Genomic DNA, 16,630 nt, shown 5'->3' with positions numbered 1-16,630 from the left:
ATGTTTTTAGAGGCTTACTGTAAATTTCTATAAATAATCTTAGTTTCATGACATTGATCATGTTCGTCTTTTTACAAGTACTTAATTATTCATTTGACCCTAGTAGAATGTAGATATAAAAAGAGCCCATTTTTGTCGCAAGTGGAATCATAAGAGACTCATATTTACCTAAATCAATCTCAGAAAAGTTCTCTCTAAGTAAAACCGATGGAATTGCACGATCAATAACAATTCCTCTATTTTGATTCAAATTGGCCTTTGCTTGTCCTAAGGTAATATTTGTAAACTCTGCAATTGCATCCTTCACATCGTCGTTAAGCTCAGTATAGTCTTCACCAAAAATTTGGTTATAAATATTGATGAAAACAATATCTGGGAAACAAATAAGAAGCCTTCCATTAAATTGCTCATTTTGAACATCAATGGAACCAATTAACCCAATTTCATAGCTTTCAAAATCTTTTGCTTTGGAAACTTTTCCTGGCAATACTTTTAAATTCGCCTGAACACCAAAAGTATCAATTGCCGCTTGAATAAAAGGGTTTACAAAGTTTACGTCTAATTCAATTCTTTTCTTTTTAAGATTTAGCTCTTGTAGTCTTTTTGAAATCGAATCAGTAAAGTTGAAACGCTCATCAACATAATCACTCTTGAGTTCTCTAACAAGTTTAGAGCGTGCATTAATTGTATATATTAAAATTGACTTCTCTTCAGCTGACTTGAATAACCTAAAAATTTCGTTATAAATTTTTGGAGAAACATACTCAACGCTCTTAAAATCTAAAATTATTAACTTATCTTTCTCATCCTCTAATATCGCATCAAAGATCATCGACAATGACTTGACACAGTCTTGATCGATATCGCCCGAGAAGGCCAAAACTGAGAAGTGAGATTTTGTAATTCTCTCTACCATACCCATGAAAGCCTCCTATTAACCTTGTGGAAACCTTTTCTTCATGGCCAGGGCCAACCTCTTCTTAAAAGATGCTTGATCAAATGGCTTAATTACATAACCGTCTACGTCACTAGCAATCGCCTCTTGAATTTGAGCAACATCTTGTTCGGCAGTTACCATAACGAATGGCATTTCTTTAAAATTCTCACTACCTCTAATAGTTTTTAAAAGATCTAGTCCTGTAGCATTTGGCATACTCCAGTCAGAAATAATAAATGATATCTCGTTCGGTCCACCTTTATTCTCTACAATCTTTTTAAGAGCATCTTTTCCATCAACGGCCTCAACAAATCTATCGGCCCCTAAATCACGCAGTAACTTTTTAACGATCTTTCTCATTGTGCTCATGTCATCCACAATTAAAAAAGAAAACTTTTTAAGATCTTCCATATACTCTTTCTCCTACTCAATAATCTTCAACTAATATATCACCAGGAAATTTTGCCAAATAGCGACCTTATTTTTCCCCGCAAATAAAAAAAGTTTTGATTCTCTATTTAAACTTAATATATCTAGTTAGTTATCGGCGCTTGTGATTTTTTTTTTACGCTCATTTGTGTCAAAGCTTATATTTCCCCAAAGGAAATCTATTGGATTAAAGGCCAATGATATTCAATACTTGCCAATTAAGTGCCACATAAATTAAACGCTCTAAGAAAATTCTCAACAAAGTAGGTAGTCCATCAAAAATGTTTATACTTTGTTCATACTTATAAGTATTACATTCAACGACTTTTCAAATATTTATTATGATATTAGTCATAGACATGAGTAGGTTAAAAACACTGACAATTATCCTAATTACGTCGATGAGCTTTGCAGCGAAGCAGCCGCAGACCAGTAACGTCCCCGCTCCTGAAGAAGTCATTCAAGACAGCTCACCAGGTGTATATTCGAAGTTTAAGTATTTTCTTAGAGATCACCTTTCAAAAGAGAATATTAATCGTAAGCTGATTGATGCATTCAATAGTTTGAAGATCAGTCTCGATGTGGACATTTTCAAAATCAATATCGCAGACGGACTCTCTCTTAGAGGTAAGTACGAATACGAAGTAGAAAAGTCCTATATTCAAGGAAACTATACTCGTCGCGATCAATTCAATTTCAGAATTCATCACGACACGAAGAATGCATTCTTTCCAGAACTGCAGACACCTTTCTTTCTTAAGCTTGATCGTAATAACGAAGTTGTCATTTCAAGACAATTTGAGAAGAAAACTGATGCGATGAAGGCCCTGCCTTTTAATGTGGCAAAAATCCCAATTCGCTCAAAATATGTCGATGAACTAAATCCAGGAGACTTTATCTCCATACCGGCCTCAATGGCATTAACAACAGGCTTTAGCTACAATAATGCAATTCCTCTACTAAATACTGGCCTGACAGGTTTTTACACCATGGCCGGAGACTTTCTCATTCAGGTATATAAGCTCGAAGATCAGAAAGTAAGAGTTAAGATTATCGCACAAAAGAAGAAAACTTCAGGACTAAGCTTTAAGAGTCGATTTGCCCTCGAACTTGTTAGCTTTGAAATCTTAGGACAAGAAGTTGATTATGAGTATAAACTCGACTGGTTTAAACTCGATGCTTCCCGCACAAAAGGTAATATCATTCTTGCCGACTATGTCTTTAATCTAAAAGATGACGAGGTTAGAAAGGTTTACGATAGATTATTTAATAATGTCTTTAAATTTAAAGAGGCCAAACTCTTTGCTGAATCATTAAACTCAGATCTACTTGATAAGTACTATGTCGTTAACCTTGAAGATGTTGACCGTATTGCCAGAGTTGACGAAGGCCAAGAAAACCCAAGGGTAGAAAGAGTCTTTAAAGGACACAATAGATACAAATCAAAATCGTCAGGAATTCAGCTTAATCTTGATATTTTAAAATTAAGTGCAAAGAGCCACTATGTTAACAATCGATTTAATTTTGAACGACTCGATGGTTCCACGGTAGCTTTCTACTACCCTAACTATACTAAGACTAAAGAGTCCAAGATTTCCATTGAGATTTTTGATACTAAGGAAAAAGAGATCCTCTCTTATTTTGGGCTAACTTCTTCTCATAGTGATCATAAATTTCTAAATGTTGGAATGAACTTTAATCGCATCGACAATGAATTTAGAAGACTAGAGCAAAGAAGATACTTGAGAATTCTAAAAGGGATCCTACCTTCTCTTATTCGCGATGAAGTCATTGCTCGTATTCCAAAGGAAAAACGATACGTTAACTTCAATTCAAGAGTTACGATGATATTGAAAAAAGAAGCATTCTCTTATCTGAACAAGATCCCATTTGAAGAATTCCGCTACCGCCTAGCAGAGCACCTCAGAGGAAAGAGAGTTATTCGCTCAACAAGTCATGATAAGGACTCTAGGCTTCATCCATTTGATGTACCTGAGGACGAGTACCAAAGGAAGACAAAGAAACTTGCAAAGTACTTCTACGACATCATTCATAGTGACATGCCATATAATGAGAAGGTCGATAAGTTCACATCTAAACTAAGAAGAATGAGTAATGAACAATATATTATGCAACTTTTAGTAGAGCTTCTTCCTAAAGATGATATTGAGAAGTATCTCTATCTCGATGTCTATATTGTTGATGACTCTGAGACACTTGTGGACTTAAGAATCGGAACAAATAACTACCAAGAAATCTATAATCAACTTGAGTACTTGAACCGCTATATTAGAGGGACAGGAGAAGATTTAAGAATTGATGATCGAGTTGATCGTATTGAAGATATTCAAGAATTAAATTAAGAGTACCAAATAAAAAAGCCGCTTAAAGCGGCTTTTTTTATTTAACAAATTCGACGTGAGTATGTTTTTGTTGATTTTCTTTTTTAGCAAGACGAGCCTTTTTCTTATTTTGTCTCTTCTTGAATGCTGCTTCCTTCTCTTCGTAAGCCTGTCTTCTAATCTCTTTCTCTTTTGCCTTCTTAGTTTCAGCAATTTCTTTAATCGATTTGAAGTAAGTCTCTCTTCTAAACTTAGTAAAGGCCTTATCATCGGCCGCTGTACAACCTTGGTGACCTTTCTTCTTTAAGTTTACGGACTTTTTACTTGAGATATACTCAACAGCATCTCTCGTCTTATTTCCTGCCATATCAATTCCAATAGCATTTAATAAGTTCTTTCTATTAACAAGGCGGTATGAGCCAGGAGCAATCCCCTCAACAGTTAGTCCACCAATAGCAACACGCTTTAGCTTATCAACAGTAAGACCAGCACCTTCACACATACGACGAATTTCACGGTTCTTACCTTCATTGATTCTAAACTCTAGCCAAGTTTTTGTTTCTAGCTGCTTAATAACACGAACAGCTTGTGGCTTTGTCATTACGCCATCAATATAAACACCTGCTCTTAATTTCTTAAGTAGGAATTCATTGATCGCACCAAAAACTTTTACCTCGTACACCTTAGTAATTTCAGAGCTTGGGTGAATAACAAGATTTGCGAAATCTCCGTCATTCGTCATTAGTAGAAGACCTTCTGAAAGGTAATCAAGACGGCCAACTGGATAGATTCTCTCACTGATCTCTTTACAAAGATCAATAACAGTTTCTCTTCCCTCTGGATCATTAACTGTTGTCATAACTCCACGAGGTTTATTCATAATCATGTAGATTTTTTCTACTGAACCAAGGTCGGCGGCCTTACCGTCAACTTCAACAGCATCAATAGATGGATCAACCTTAGTTCCTAGTTCACGAATAGCAATACCATTAACCTTTACACGTCCTTGAACGATTAGGTCTTCGGCCTTACGACGTGAAGTGATCCCACAATCTGCAATAAATTTTTGTAAACGTACTAATTTAGACATTTGACTCTCCTATCTGCCATCACGGCGGTTAAAAGCTATAAAGAAAAAGCTTACGTCTAAATAGAACTAAACGTAAGCTTTTACAAGTATTTAAGTAATTATTTCTTATTCAATATGAGACTCAGAATCCCCTAAGTCCTTGTTATTTAAGAAATCAAGGTCAAGATCTAGGTCTTTGGCCCCATTAATTAAATTTTGAGTTGTTTCATTGATGCTGTCATCAAGGTCAACATCCATCTCATCTTGAGGAAGAGCTGAGTCTCCACCAAATAATTTAGCAAAAGCATCATCAAGTGCTTGTGCTAGATGATCGGCCTCTTCATCAGACTTAGACTCATCAATAATAGCGATTTCTTCAACTTCTTCTGCAGCAGCTTCAATGTCTGCTTCATCATTTTCTTCGTTGATTACAATTTCTTGAGCTTCTGTATTTTCAGAAGAAAGAATAGCGTCAGCAACTTCTTCAAGTGCTTCCTCTACTGTCATATCTTTAATAACTTCACCTGAATCAAGATCGATCATTTCAAAATCATCTTCCTCTTCTTCAGGGATATTAAATGGTCCTTTTGTTAGATCAGCAATAACCTCAGGGCAAGTGATCGCAGTAAAGACTTCCGATTCTGCAGACTCTTTATTTGCACCAGTAACAAGAGAGTTATCTAGGTGTTGTTCAAGGAGATCAAAAGCAGTTAAAACAGGTGCTGCTTCTTCGCCTTCAGCTGTCTTAGCAGACTTACGTCTTCTTTCTTGAACCTTAAGAGATTTAGTAAATGCTGTTTCTGAATCAATTGATTTAATCGACATTGCGATATTATCAAGTTCTTCAATTTCATCTTGATCAAAACGTGATGCTAGATCAGCGTTTACAAGAGTCTTGATATCTTCAATTTTCCCTACACCTTGAGTAGCAATTTCAGCTAGCTCATGCTCTGGTGGTAATTGGTCTATATTTGCAAGATTAAATACTTCTAAGAACTCGGGAGTTGTCCCATAAAGAACCGGGCGTCCAACTTCTTCAGAACGGCCAACAACTTTAACAAGTCTCTTATCCATTAGACCACGTACAATGTGAGAACTATCAACCCCACGAATTTTTTCAACATCAATTTTTGAAACCGGCTGCTTATAAGCAATGATTGCTAGTACTTCAAGAGCTGTTGGAGAAAGTACTAATTCATTAATCTTAAATAGGTCTTGAACATATTTAGAGAATGTTGCCTTTGTTCTAAACTGGTAACCATTTGCAACTTCTTGTAGACGAATTCCATGGTGCTTTAATTCGTACTCATCTTGAAGACGAGTAATTGCCTCGTGAACAACACGTAGAGGGATATCTTCATCAATTAATGACTTAATCTTCATTAATGGTACAGGCTTATCACTCATGAATACAATCGTTTCAATTGCTCCACAGATTGTTTCTTCATTAAGTCCAGTTCTAGCTTTCCAAAGCTTATCTTCTTGCATCTTCTCATCAGCAAAGTCAGACTCGAGCTTTAAGTACTCCTCTGGAAACTCTAGGTCTTCATCAGTTGGCATAAGGGCCATTTCTAACTCTTCCACCATCTCTTCATCTGTTGATAGAAACTCTAGATTTGCTTCAGTAACTGTTGTGTTCTCTTCCATTTGTGTGCTCTCTCTAAGTAGCGATTAGTGCGCTACTTGTTCCATATTTTCTAATTCTTGTGTATCGATCTTATCTTTTGATTCATTCTCGTCTTCAAAACCATCGGCCTGAGTTACGTCGAAGTCATCAAGTGTTTTAACGACATCAACATAAACTTGCCCAAAGCTCTCATTTTGGAAAACCTGAACACGCTTAAGCCTTGCTAGCTCAAGAAGTGAGATAAAAGTAATTACAACGTTATCAATTGTATTCTTACCATCTGCAGACATCTTTGCAGTATCTTCACCAGTTGTCGTTGCCATACGACTATTACTATCGTTTTCAAGTAGTTCTTCTAAATTCGTTTTCTGTCCTACTTGTAGATATGTCTTTAAGAACTCTAACTTCTCTTTAATCGATAAACGGTCACGCTTAATAACCGTGTACTTACGATTTTGACGGAATATGAAGTCAATCATCGTATCCGTTAACTTCTCTAACTCCATCGGTGTAAGAATCGAGTTAACAATTTCCTTACGATTTACCTTTGGTTTAACAAAGATATCTTTCCCCGTTTGAGGAAGTTCTAAAAGCTTTTGTCCCATCTTTTGGTAGAGTGCTAACTCTTCAAGACGGCGAACTAGCTCTGCATGAGAAGTGATATTTAAAGAGCCTTCAGCACCAAGTTGATTTTGTAGCTTTGCCTGCTCTTCTTCTGTAACAGCATTTTTTGACTTTAGAAGAACTAATGTAGCTGCAAGGAATAGATAGTCACCTGCAATATCAAAGTTAAGCTCTTTCATATTCGCAAGATAGTCTAAGTACTGCTTAGTAATTTTCGTAAGGTCTAATTCCTTAATCGACATTTGCTCTTTTTGAATAAGAAGCAAAAGCAGTGAAAGTGGACCATCAAATGTATCCGTTTTAACCTTAATCGTTGTGTCTAACATGTGTTAATTCCCTCAAATCCCTCAATTAACAAATTAAGAGAGAATACCTGCAAAAGTATTCATTAATACCATTCCTAAGCTCATAACCGGTCTGATCATGTAACCGAAGATTGGTGTAAACCAAAGAATTAGAATAAAAATAAAACTAAATCTTTGAAGCTCTTCATATTTTCGTGCTGAGTTGTAATCTAAATAAGCTGCAACCATTTTCGATCCATCAAGTGGAGGAAATGGAATTAAGTTAAAGACCGCCAGTAGGATATTAATAAATACCGAGTACTGAAGCATATCCATAAATTGCGTCTTTAATGAGAACGTCGATGGAACATAGGCATAGACCATTCCAAAGAATAGCGCTGATAAAACCATAAGAATCAGGTTTGCACCTGGGCCTGCAAAGCTTACCCAAAAGATACCTGACTTCATATTCTTAAAGCGACGAACATCAACAGGGACAGGCTTGGCCCAACCAAAAGGAACACCACCAAGCATGATACCAACCATAGGAAAGATAACTGTTCCCACAAGATCAACGTGTGGAATTGGGTTCAGGGTTAGTCGACCAATTCTCTCGGCCGTATCATCACCATATCTTCTGGCCATCCAAGCGTGACCAAACTCGTGAAATGAGATAGCTAAAAGAAAGCCCGGTAGGGCCAAAGTTAATGTATTGATAATTCGCATTAAATCCATCGCAATAATCTACCAAAAACCACGGGAATCGACAAAAATTTGCGATGCAAAATGAACGGAATGTAAGACAAATTAAAGAAATTAACCTCCAAATTTGCCCAAGGCATTGAAATTAAATTTTTTTGCTATAATAAACCTATGAATACGCGTCATAAAAAGGTTCAAGTTGTCACCGTGCACAACGATTTAAGAGCAATCCTTCTATTAGAAATGAAGGAGGATCGTGGCTTTGGCTGGCAGAATGTAACAGGATCTGTTGACCCTGGAGAAGATATTTTTGATGCGGCCAAGCGAGAATTACTTGAAGAAACTTCAATTAATGAAGCTCAGATTATCGAAATTGATCAAAAATTTGAGTTTCATGACCGTTGGAATAAGGATGTGACTGAGTATTGTTTTCTTGCAAGAACAAATCAAAAAGAGATCACGATCTCCCCTCAAGAGCACCAAGGATTTAAGTGGGTGCCACTTGATCAAGTAACAAAGAAAGACTTTAAATACGAAAGTAATTTCATCGCATTTCAAAAGGCACTTGAATGTCTAGACTAATTACTCTTACTATCATTGGCCTTTTATCTCAGAAGCTTTGTTTTGCTCAAACCTCTTCAGATAAGCTATTTGAGGATCTTAGAAGAATCAGCAAGAAAGAAGAAAAAGTTAAAACAAAGGCAAAGCCACGTTTTAAGTATATAAAAAATAACCTCAGGGCCAAGACTTTTCGAAGTGTAATTCTAGCAAACTCTTTAATCGAATCACTTGATGGAAAGAGCTATTACCGTATTCAGAAGAATACTATTATTCGTACAAAAGAAGTCTCTCCTGGCTCACGCTACTTCTTCATCCTACCTAGTGACGGTAGTGAAGATAACGTGAAGTACGTTACATTAAGTACAAACCTTGATCACCTTGAAACGATTTTAACTTTTAATAATGAGAAGTTCACACCTTTTGACCAAACAAAGTTTAAGGCCATCGAATACGATAAAAAACAAATCCATACTTACACACAGCTTAGAGCAGGACTAGGCAGCTCTACTCCAAACTTCTTTTTAGATAATATATCTTTATCAAGTACAACTATTGCTGCAGAAGCAGGAGTCGAGACCTTCGAAAATATTCCAGTATTTCTTAGCGCTGAATACCTTGCTCAAAATAGTGGCCAAGAAGTTCAATTCACATCTTTTTCTGTTGGCCTAAGAACAGAGTATCGCTATCACATTAATGAAAAATCATTTCTTGCGGCCGGCCTAAGTGCGCAAAGATCACTTTATACATCAGCTACGATAAATGATTTAAAAGTTGGTTATACAATTGATTCCTTTGGCCTCAATGTTAATTACAACTATGCCAAGTACTTCATTGGCCTAGATCTTAAAAAGCAAAATTATGCATTTGATTCAAATGTAAATTTCCCAGCAGCAAATCTTACCAATGACAATTCAGCAACTGCCATTAGTATCAATATTGGGAAAGAATTTGAGGTTTCAATATGATCAGAAAGCTATTATTTATAATGCTTTTAGCAACATCGGTTTTTGCCACCGATGGAATTATTCGTGTTCATGAGGCCCCAGTCATAAGTAAGCCAAATGAAGATGGCATCATACTTATGAAGCTAAGAAAAGGGACAAAGCTCTACTTACATCCAAATTATTTAAATGAAGAAGCCTACTACGTCACACTGACAAGAGATGGGCGAAAGGCCTATATTCGAAAAGATTTCATTAAGCTTATTTTAAATAATGAGTCAGAAGATTTAGGTCATACGATCTATGTAAAAAATGATCCGACTGATTATGTTATCGCAGAGCCACTCCCAGATGAATATCCCCTAAAAGGACGCCCACTTAATCGTGCTCAATTTGATCTTATCTTCAAAAAGGGAGTTTCTTCTCGCTACGCTTATAACTCAGAAATTCAACAAGAAAGTACTGGGTTTGAAGGAAGCCTTAACGTTAAGTACTTAAGTCCAGCTACTTTTGATGATGGAAACCGTCTCTACTACGGCTTCTTTGGCGGTATCACAACAGGACAAGCGGAGTACCGATTAAGTGGAGATATTTTTACAACTGAAAGTAATATTCACTATACTTTTGGGCCTGTCGTTTCTTACACATTTCACAAAAGACAATATTTTGAAATTGAATCAATGCTACAAGTTGGGCTTAATTACCAAAGACGTTTTGTGAACCAAGACGATCAAACCAATAGCCTAGCAGAGGAAAAACTTTTTAGTGGGCTCTTCTTCAATATAAGACTTTCAGTCAACCTATCCCATAAGAAGATTTTTGACTCCCCTTCTTTCTACCTCTATCACGGGCCAGTTATCGACATCCGTCTTCCATCAACACTTGAGTCAGATGGTCAATTTGTAAATTCTCAATTATGGCCAGACAATCAAATTTCAACAAATCTTGAAGGAACGTTTGGTTATAACGTTGGATTCACCTATCGTTACTAGTATCTTGGGCCTATCGGCAAAGATTTCCGTTCATAAATAATGCTCATAATTTTTTAAAAGAAAAAATTAAAGGGACGATAAAGTTAGTGTCATTGTTTTAGCAAGGACTGCAAAACTATTTCAGGAGGAAGATTTATGACAATTCAACACAAAGGTACAGAAGTTCTTTTTCAAAAACTAGGTAACAACTGGTTTATCTTTGCAGAAATCAACAACGAAGTAATTTATTCAACAATGCCAGAAGGCATGGATCCATATTCAACAAAATTAGAATTATATGAAGTCATTGAAGAACATATGAAAAGAGTTTCTACAATGAAAAAAGGTGCAGCTGAAGCGGCTGCTTAGGAAATCTCATGGGTGTAAAAAAATATACACACTTATATAAAGGTGCTGACTCACGTGAAAACGCAGCACCTACTACCTCTCAAGCTAAAACACAGCAAAAACAAGAGGTAGAGCAACTTCAAAAGCTCATTCAAAAGCGCCTTGAGAACCCTCAAGAAGCTAAAAAAGCAGCACGCATTATCGAGCAAATGCTAAAGGGCTAATTGCGATTAAAGTTGGCAACAGCTTCAATAAGCCCCTTAAGCTCACACTGCTTTAACACCTGGACGACTTCTGTATTCACATTGTAGATCTTACAACTTTCAGCTTCATCCAAAACAAGATTCTGTCCTACAAAACTCTTAGTAAAATTATTATATGACTGACTCTCCATCTTCTTCATTCCCGATATGAGAGCGCGATAAAGTCGTTTATTTGTTTTACGTACATAGAGATAAACTGGATAGCGATAATAGATAAAGTTCTTCGTATCGATTAAGAGATTTTCTTTTTGATTAATAATTTCAATGAAGGCTTCCGACACTCCCCTAAGCGTATAATCAGCACGACTGTCAGATAAGGCCCCATAGATATCATCAAAGGTATCAACTGCAATCAATTTGAATTTATACTTTTCTAGAATTTTATAATCACGCCAATTCTTATTAAATGAAACTCGTTTTTTCTTATACTCTTCAGGAGACTTAATTGCTTCAAATTTTAAACGATCCTTATACTCGTAAACAGGTAAGCGAAGCCCCATAAGGCCTGACAAAATAGGTGCTTCAATTTTTTTGAAACCTGAGAGGTCCCAATTCTCAGATGGAGAATAGATGATATCTCCATTCTTATAGGCACCTGAGTTCACACATTCCTCTTCGTTACCGCAATCAAGTGCCGTCACTTTAAAATCACCAAAATCATTACGTGAAAGAGTTAATATCTCCTCTAAGAAATAGCGAAAGTATTGATGACGATAATGGCCTTGGAGAATCTTAACTTCGTGCTCTTTATAGATGGGAGCTGGGGCAACTGAAGCTGGCCCTCTTCTCATTGCATCGAAAGCATGAGCCGCTTGTGAGAAGAGAAATATAAGAAATAGGTGCAAAATAAACTTCATACTACAGTTTCTAAAGCTTTTGAGTAAATTAATACTTAAATATCCCTAATATTTATTTACGGAACACCTTACAAAAGCCTGTATAAAGGTTTTAAAGCCTTGCCTGAGCGCCTTCAATTTGATAACTAGGTGCAATAATCATTTAGGAGTATAAGTTGCCAGTAAAATCAGACGCTCAAGAAGCGACAAACGATCCATTTGCGTACGACCAAGACCAAGACAAGTCATTTGCTAAGGACTTCCAGTACAAGCACCGCAACCCTTACCACGATAAGTTAGAAGAATTTAATGAATTTGTTCTAAGAGACGAAGAGGCTGAAGTTCACTCTGGTAAGTGGAATAAAGAGGTGTTCTCGCAAGATGGTGAACTGTGCCTTGAGATCGGAACTGGTTATGGCCACTTTATGCTACAATATTGTGATGCTTATCGAGACCAGAATTTTGTTGGTCTGGATTATCGCTTTAAGAGAAGTTACGCATTAGCAAAGAAGCTAAAGTCACTTCCTTACCGCAATTTTAAATACTTAAGAGCTAAGGGTGAAAGAATTGAGCACCTATTTGCTGAAAATGAGTTAGATAAAGTTTTCTATTTCTTCCCTGATCCATGGCCAAAGGCCCGTCATCACAAGAAGAGACTTTTTCAACTTCCTTTCCTAGAAAGGGCATATAAAGTAATCAAACCAGGTGGATACTTCTTTGTTAAGACGGATCATGATGGTTATGCAGAGTGGATGAAAGAAGTTATCGAGAAACAAGATCTCTTTGAGCTTGAGCTTGAGACGAAAGATCTATGGAACGATGCTCCGGATCACCTACTTTGCCAATTTAAAACAAAGTTTGAGAAAATATTTATCGAGCAAGGTGTAAATATTAAAGCTTTTGTTCTAAAATCCAAGAAAGCAAAATAAAAAGCTAGGTTAGTCACACACATGTCATTACAAAGACTGCGCGAAAAGATCGTCAATGAGATCCCGATTTCTGATTTAATCGAGCGCTATGGTGTGCACTTAGTTCGCAAGGGTAATAACCTTTACGGAGTTTGCCCTTTCCACGATGACACAAACCCTTCCATGTCTGTTGTTAACGACAAGAAAATCTATAAATGCTTTTCTTGTGGTGCTGGCCACAGTCACTTTGACTTCGTTATGAATCTCCAAAGTATGGAGTTCATCGAGGCCATGAAGGATATCTGTGATAAATTTGGCATCGATTTCGACTCCTACACAAATACAAAAGAAAAGTCGAAAGAGTTCATTTATGCTGAAAAGATTCTGAAGGTCGCTACAACTATTTACTTCCAATCGGGACGTAACCTAAAGCCAGAGCAATACTTAGACTTTTTAAAGAATCGTCATTTGAGCAATGAGATCGCCGACCTCTATCAGCTCGGTTTTGCGCCAAAGAAGAATAGTATCTATGACTATATCTGTTCACTTCCGGCCAAGGATCGCGGGGAGATTCTTCAAGCGGCCCTGAAAATTGGAATCGTTAAATATAACGCTGATAATAAGTCCCATTATGATACTTTCCGTGAGCGCATAATGTTTCCGATTTGGGACCACTACGGTAAAGTTATTGGCTTCACTAGCCGACGAATTCATGAATATCAACACGCTAAGTACATGAATTCTATAGAGTCGTTCATCTTTAATAAGAGAAACCTACTCTATGGCCTCCATCTTGCAAAATCATTCATTAGAAAGCGCGATAGCGTGATTATAGTTGAAGGAAATATGGACCAAATTGCAAACTACAAGAAGGGTTTTGAAAATAGTGTCGCAATCATGGGGACGGCCCTTGGCGACAACTCTCTTCGTACGCTTAAGTCCATGACAAAGAATATTTATCTTTCCCTCGATAATGATGAAGCTGGCTTTAAGGCTTCTCAGAGGGCAAATCGCCAATTCCTAGAATCTGGCATCATACCTAAGTTTGTCGATCTAAATCCCCATAAAGATCCAGACGACTTCCTAGAAAAGGAAGGTATCATTGCTTATCAAGATAGAATCGATAATGCGGTTCCGTTCATTGATTATGAATTTTCAAAAATACTACCGGATCGCAAGATTGAGATACTCGATGAGAAATTGGCACTGCTAAGACAGGCCTTTGATCTTGTGTCCCCTCTTGGAAAAGATCTTAATGCCATTGAAAGACTCGTTGGGTGGGCAAAGCAGCTAAACCTCGAATCGAGTAAAGAAAGCATCATTGAGAATTATGAAAATTTCTTAAAAGACGAGAAATCTCAGACCTTTAAGCCGGCCGTTGTCGAAGAGACACCTCCGATGGAAATGCATGCTCCAGAGTATGACGAAGACTACATGGCAAGCTTTGTTGAAAGTGATGCAAACGAGATGCCAATAATGGATGAAGTAGAGGCTCCAATCTCACGTACAGAGAAGACTTTACTGCTTGCTATCGTTGAACATCCGGATTGTCTTGAGTATGATGAAATGACCGATCTGCTTGATTTTATGCACTCAGATAGGGTAAAAGAGTATGTTTTAAATCTGAAAAATTTAATCTTTGAAATAGATGAGAGGGAATTTAAAAATTTTGCGCTTTCGAGTTCTTCCAAGTACGGCCTACATGAAATTATAGATGATGGCATAAGAAATAAATACAAAGGAATCAAACTAGAAAAAGAGAGAGCGGTTAAAATTATTAAGGACCTCAAAGCAAAACTTGAAAGAGTTAGTCTAGAAGAAGAAAGTGATCGCTTAGTTATAGAGAAAGGAAATGTTACTACTCAAACTGAGCTTACTGAGTTGAATACAAAGATTATTGAAATCCGTAAAAAGCTTCATGCTTTAAAAAAGTAAAAGACTGGAGAAACCAAACATGTCAAGTGCTGCACAATTTTTAAAATCGAAGGGTTTCGAAAAACTTATCGCACGCGGTAAGGATCAAGACTCCCTGACTCCAGAAGAAATTAACGATGCTATCCCAGCAAGCTTAATTGCTCCTGAAGAACTTGACCTCATTATGCTAGCTATCAGTGAATCAGAAATTGAAGTTACTGAAGCCGAAGTTGAAGAGGAAGATGAAGGAATCAAACTTGACGGTACTGAAATTATTGAAGAAACGCTTTCGAAAGAAGAGAGAGCTGAACTTAGAAGTGCCTCAACTGATCCTGTAAAATTATATCTAAAGAGAATGGGATCTGTTGCCCTTCTTACAAGAGAAGGCGAAGTTGTTATCGCAAAAGAAATTGAAGAAGGTGAAAGAGAAATTATTCTTTCATCACTAAAGTCTTCTCACGCGATTGCAGAAATTATCACGCTAAAAGATAGAATCAATGAACTAGAAAACCCAACAGAGTTCGTAAGAGAGCTTGTTCGTGGTTTAGATGATGAATCGACTCAAAAAGACGTTGATAAAGTTAAGAAGACAATCATTAAGGTTTGTGACGAGCTTAAAGAAATTTATGACTCTGCACTTAACGAAGATGATGGAACTCTTGATAAGTTTTCTAAAACTGAAAAAACAAAAATGGATGCTATTGCAACTGAACTTGCAGACCTTACTTTCAATAGAAAGATCATTAATAGCTTCGTTGAGCCAGTTAAGAAATACTACCTACAATTTAAAGACCTTTACGAACAACAAGATCGTATCTTTAAGTTCCTAGAAGTTGAAACAATTGAAGCTTACCGTGACCTACATGAGAAGATCATGGAAGACGATGCATTTAAGCGTGCATTCGCAAAAGAGCTTTACACAACTGATGCAAAGGTAGAGCAACTAGTTCGTAACCAAGAAGATATTCTTAGAAAACTAAGAAGACTATCTCAAGAAGCTGGAATGAGCTTTGATGATATCGAAACAGTTTATAAGATTATCACGAATGGTGAAGAAAGAGCTGACCGTGCGAAGGCCCAACTAGTTGAAGCTAACTTAAGACTTGTTGTTTCAATTGCTAAGAAATACACAAACCGTGGTCTACAATTCCTAGATCTTATTCAGGAAGGTAACATCGGTCTTATGAAAGCAGTTGATAAATTTGAGTACCGTCGTGGTTACAAATTCTCAACTTATGCAACTTGGTGGATTCGTCAGGCCATTACTCGTGCCATTGCTGACCAAGCAAGAACAATCCGTATCCCAGTTCACATGATTGAGACAATCAACAAAATGGTAAGAACTCAAAGACAACTTATCCAAGAACTTGGGCGTGAACCTACTCCAGAAGAAATTGCTGAGAAAATGGAAATGCCAGTAGATAAAGTTAAGAAAGTTCAAAAGATCTCGAAAGAGCCAATCTCTCTAGAAACACCAATTGGTGAAGAAGAAGATTCATCTCTTGGAGACTTCATTGAAGATAAGAAAATTATTTCACCAGCAGATGCTGTAATGAGTATTACATTATCTGAGCAAACTCGTTCAGTACTTTCAACTCTTACACCAAGAGAAGAAAAGGTTCTAAGAATGAGATTTGGTATCGGTGAAAAATCTGACCACACTCTAGAAGAGGTTGGACAGGACTTCTTCGTAACTCGTGAACGTATTAGACAGATTGAAGCCAAAGCGCTTCGCAAGCTAAGACATCCTTCACGTGCGAAACTTCTTAAATCGTATATCGAAAATAACTAAGTAAATTAGGCCCCTATTCAGGGGCCTTTCTCTTAACAGAACTAAGACTATTACATTCTTTATTTTTGCGTTATAATAAGGC

Annotated in this window: 16 protein-coding genes and 1 pseudogene; 10 read left to right on the top strand and 7 right to left on the bottom strand. The window is 36.9% G+C overall.

What is annotated here, in order from left to right:
- Window positions 1-85: 85 nt before the first annotated feature.
- Window positions 86-922, bottom strand: coding sequence for a chemotaxis protein CheX (locus tag ABMA76_RS00505; protein WP_393060591.1), 837 nt, complete (start codon window positions 920-922; stop codon window positions 86-88).
- Between the two features lie 12 nt (window positions 923-934).
- Window positions 935-1,348 (bottom strand): response regulator, encoded by a 414-nt coding sequence (locus tag ABMA76_RS00500; protein ID WP_103217672.1) that lies wholly within the window; start codon window positions 1,346-1,348, stop codon window positions 935-937.
- 377 nt (window positions 1,349-1,725) lie between these two features.
- Here ABMA76_RS00500 and ABMA76_RS00495 point away from each other — a divergent pair, with 377 nt between their 5' ends.
- Window positions 1,726-3,729, top strand: coding sequence for a hypothetical protein (locus ABMA76_RS00495; protein WP_393060589.1), 2,004 nt, complete (start codon window positions 1,726-1,728; stop codon window positions 3,727-3,729).
- 37 nt (window positions 3,730-3,766) lie between these two features.
- On the opposite strand, the gene ABMA76_RS00490 is transcribed toward ABMA76_RS00495, so the two are convergent.
- From ABMA76_RS00490 to ABMA76_RS00475, 4 genes are all read right to left on the bottom strand, one after another.
- Window positions 3,767-4,798 carry a pseudouridine synthase gene (locus ABMA76_RS00490; RefSeq protein ID WP_392858210.1) on the bottom strand — a complete coding sequence of 344 codons (1,032 nt, stop codon included), beginning with the start codon at window positions 4,796-4,798 and terminating at the stop codon, window positions 3,767-3,769.
- Window positions 4,799-4,903: 105 nt separating this feature from the next.
- A complete protein-coding gene (gene scpB / locus ABMA76_RS00485; protein ID WP_392910572.1) occupies window positions 4,904-6,424 on the bottom strand; it encodes an SMC-Scp complex subunit ScpB in 1,521 nt (506 codons plus the stop codon).
- Window positions 6,425-6,448: 24 nt separating this feature from the next.
- Complete coding sequence (locus tag ABMA76_RS00480; RefSeq protein ID WP_393060587.1) at window positions 6,449-7,354, bottom strand: segregation and condensation protein A; 906 nt, start codon at window positions 7,352-7,354, stop codon at window positions 6,449-6,451.
- A 33-nt stretch (window positions 7,355-7,387) separates the two neighbouring features.
- Window positions 7,388-8,047, bottom strand: a complete 660-nt coding sequence (locus ABMA76_RS00475; protein WP_392858205.1) for a site-2 protease family protein — start codon at window positions 8,045-8,047, stop codon at window positions 7,388-7,390.
- Window positions 8,048-8,185: 138 nt separating this feature from the next.
- Between ABMA76_RS00475 and ABMA76_RS00470 the strand changes: the two genes are divergently transcribed.
- The 5 genes from ABMA76_RS00470 to ABMA76_RS00450 all read left to right on the top strand — a co-directional run bounded on the left by ABMA76_RS00470 (window position 8,186) and on the right by ABMA76_RS00450 (window position 11,059).
- On the top strand, window positions 8,186-8,596 hold the full coding sequence (locus ABMA76_RS00470; protein ID WP_393060585.1) for an NUDIX domain-containing protein: 411 nt from the start codon (window positions 8,186-8,188) through the stop codon (window positions 8,594-8,596).
- A complete protein-coding gene (locus ABMA76_RS00465) occupies window positions 8,584-9,540 on the top strand; it encodes a hypothetical protein (RefSeq protein WP_393060583.1) in 957 nt (318 codons plus the stop codon). The genes ABMA76_RS00470 and ABMA76_RS00465 overlap by 13 nt, the downstream gene beginning before the upstream one ends.
- Window positions 9,537-10,508, top strand: coding sequence for a hypothetical protein (locus ABMA76_RS00460; RefSeq protein WP_393060582.1), 972 nt, complete (start codon window positions 9,537-9,539; stop codon window positions 10,506-10,508). The genes ABMA76_RS00465 and ABMA76_RS00460 overlap by 4 nt, the downstream gene beginning before the upstream one ends.
- Before the next feature lie 135 nt (window positions 10,509-10,643).
- Window positions 10,644-10,856 carry a hypothetical protein gene (locus tag ABMA76_RS00455; protein ID WP_021268232.1) on the top strand — a complete coding sequence of 71 codons (213 nt, stop codon included), beginning with the start codon at window positions 10,644-10,646 and terminating at the stop codon, window positions 10,854-10,856.
- Between the two features lie 8 nt (window positions 10,857-10,864).
- Window positions 10,865-11,059: a hypothetical protein gene (locus ABMA76_RS00450; protein WP_392858194.1), complete on the top strand. Its 195-nt coding sequence runs from the start codon at window positions 10,865-10,867 to the stop codon at window positions 11,057-11,059.
- On the opposite strand, the gene ABMA76_RS00445 is transcribed toward ABMA76_RS00450, so the two are convergent.
- Window positions 11,056-11,955 carry a hypothetical protein gene (locus tag ABMA76_RS00445; RefSeq protein ID WP_393060580.1) on the bottom strand — a complete coding sequence of 300 codons (900 nt, stop codon included), beginning with the start codon at window positions 11,953-11,955 and terminating at the stop codon, window positions 11,056-11,058. The genes ABMA76_RS00450 and ABMA76_RS00445 overlap by 4 nt on opposite strands.
- Window positions 11,956-12,110: 155 nt before the next feature.
- Between ABMA76_RS00445 and trmB the strand changes: the two genes are divergently transcribed.
- The 4 genes and pseudogenes from trmB to rpoD all read left to right on the top strand — a co-directional run bounded on the left by trmB (window position 12,111) and on the right by rpoD (window position 16,548).
- Complete coding sequence (trmB, locus tag ABMA76_RS00440) at window positions 12,111-12,863, top strand: tRNA (guanosine(46)-N7)-methyltransferase TrmB (protein WP_392858191.1); 753 nt, start codon at window positions 12,111-12,113, stop codon at window positions 12,861-12,863.
- Window positions 12,864-12,884: 21 nt separating this feature from the next.
- On the top strand, window positions 12,885-14,777 hold the full coding sequence (gene dnaG, locus ABMA76_RS00435; protein WP_392858188.1) for a DNA primase: 1,893 nt from the start codon (window positions 12,885-12,887) through the stop codon (window positions 14,775-14,777).
- A 19-nt stretch (window positions 14,778-14,796) separates the two neighbouring features.
- Window positions 14,797-15,138: pseudogene (locus ABMA76_RS00430) on the top strand (RNA polymerase sigma factor region1.1 domain-containing protein); the annotation flags it as partial.
- Complete coding sequence (rpoD, locus tag ABMA76_RS00425; protein WP_232215063.1) at window positions 15,112-16,548, top strand: RNA polymerase sigma factor RpoD; 1,437 nt, start codon at window positions 15,112-15,114, stop codon at window positions 16,546-16,548. The pseudogene ABMA76_RS00430 and the gene rpoD, both read left to right, overlap by 27 nt.
- Window positions 16,549-16,630 lie beyond the last annotated feature (82 nt).

Source organism: Halobacteriovorax sp. ZH5_bin.2 (assembly GCF_043196375.1).
Classification (GTDB): domain Bacteria; phylum Bdellovibrionota; class Bacteriovoracia; order Bacteriovoracales; family Bacteriovoracaceae; genus Halobacteriovorax_A.
Note: the sequence above shows the minus strand (reverse complement) of the source record. Positions and strands in the feature narration are given on the sequence as shown.